This window comes from Nonomuraea monospora (assembly GCF_039531895.1).
Classification (GTDB): domain Bacteria; phylum Actinomycetota; class Actinomycetes; order Streptosporangiales; family Streptosporangiaceae; genus Nonomuraea; species Nonomuraea monospora.
The window spans coordinates 1-1482 of sequence record NZ_BAAAQX010000097.1; the positions used below are offsets into that span (position 1 = coordinate 1).

The 1482-nt window shown below is 70.3% G+C and carries 1 protein-coding gene; it reads right to left on the bottom strand.

All coding sequences use genetic code 11. The features are described from left to right. Positions 1-1454, bottom strand: a protein-coding gene (locus ABD331_RS60615) for an IS3 family transposase (protein ID WP_425566294.1) whose coding sequence is annotated in 2 segments (ribosomal slippage) — positions 1-1115 and positions 1115-1454 — 1455 coding nt annotated over the 2 segments. Because the reading frame shifts where the segments join, the coding sequence is not laid out codon by codon here. This gene is flagged as partial in the annotation. Positions 1455-1482: the final 28 nt, after the last annotated feature.

Here is a 1482-nt window from a genome sequence, read left to right on the forward strand (position 1 = left end):
CGTCTTCTCTGTGGCGTCCTTCGGTTCGTTGGTCTTGGGCTTGTTGATCCAGGCGGGGCCGGGCAGGTCGGGCGGGGTTGGCAGACCGCCGCTGGCGAACCGATCGGGATGTGTGGCGTGGGCGGCGGCCAGGACGGTGGCGCGCCGGTCGCGGATGGCGGCAGCGCGGCCGTAGTGCACGTCGACGGGATGGTGGTAGCCGATCCCGGAGTGGAAGTGATCCCGGTTGTACCAGGCGTAGAAGTCCTGGCAGAAGACGCGGGCGTGCTCGATCGAGCCGAACCGGCCAGGGAAGATGGGGCAGTACTTCAGGGTTTTGAAGCTCGCTTCGATGTGCGGGTTGTCGTTGGAGGTCCGGGGCCGGGAGTGGGACTTGGCCACGCCCAGGTCGATGAGGAGTTCGGCGAGGGTTTTGGAGGTCATCGAGCTGCCGCGGTCGGCGTGCAGGGTGAGGGTGCCTGCGTCGATGCCGTGCTTGCGGGCGGTCGCTTCGATGAGGTGCCGGGCCAGGTCGGCGGACTCGCGGGAGGCGACCATCCAGCCGACGACGTAGCGGCTGAACAGGTCGATGATGGTGTAGAGGCAGTACCAGACGCCCTTGTCCGGGCCGCGGAGTTTGGTGATGTCCCACGCCCAGACCCGGTTGGGGGCGTCGGCGACCAGTTCGGGCACGGCCCGGGGCGGATGGGTGGCCTGCCGGCGCCGGTCGGCGCCGACCTCGTCGTGCTCGCGCAGGATGCGGTACATGGTCGACTCCGATGCCAGGTAGACGCCTTCGTCGAGCAGGCTGTAGTAGGCGGTGGCCGGCGAGGCGTCGGCGAAGCGCTCGTTCAGCACCGCACGGACCTGCTCGCGCTCGGCCGGCGACAGCGCGGCGGGGTGCGGCTTGCGCGGCCGAGCCGGCCGTGCTGGAGGCGGGCTCTGGCGGTGGTGGCGATACCAGGTCGCTTGCGACACTCCGGCCGCCGTGCAGGCGTTGCGCCGACCCAGCAGTGGGACCAGTTCCTCGATCGCCTCGGCTTGGGCGGCCGGGAAGGTCCCGCTCACTGCTCGCCCCGGCCCGGCGGTGTCTCGCTGCTGGTGGCGAGCTGATCCAGCAGCGCGAAGAGCTTTCCCTGCACCTCGATCACCTGGCGGGTCTGGCCGAGTTCGGCGCGCAGCCGCTCGACCTCCGCCTGCAGCGCCTCGATCCGCTTGTCGCGCGGGTCGGCCTTCGGCCGGCCGACCGGGCGGGCCAGTGCCTGCTCGACGCCGTGATCCCGGGCGGTGCGCCAGCTGGAGATCAGTGACGAGTACAGGCCCTCCCGGCGCAGCAACGCGCCCTTGCCCGCCTTGTCCAGGCGGTCGTACTCCTCCAGGATCCGGGCCTTGTAGGCGGCGGAGTAGGAACGCGGACGTCCCCGTTCCCGCACCTGAGGATCAGGGACCTCCGGATCCGGCTTGCTTGCTCCCACGAAGGGATGTCTCCTTCCCCACCCTCAG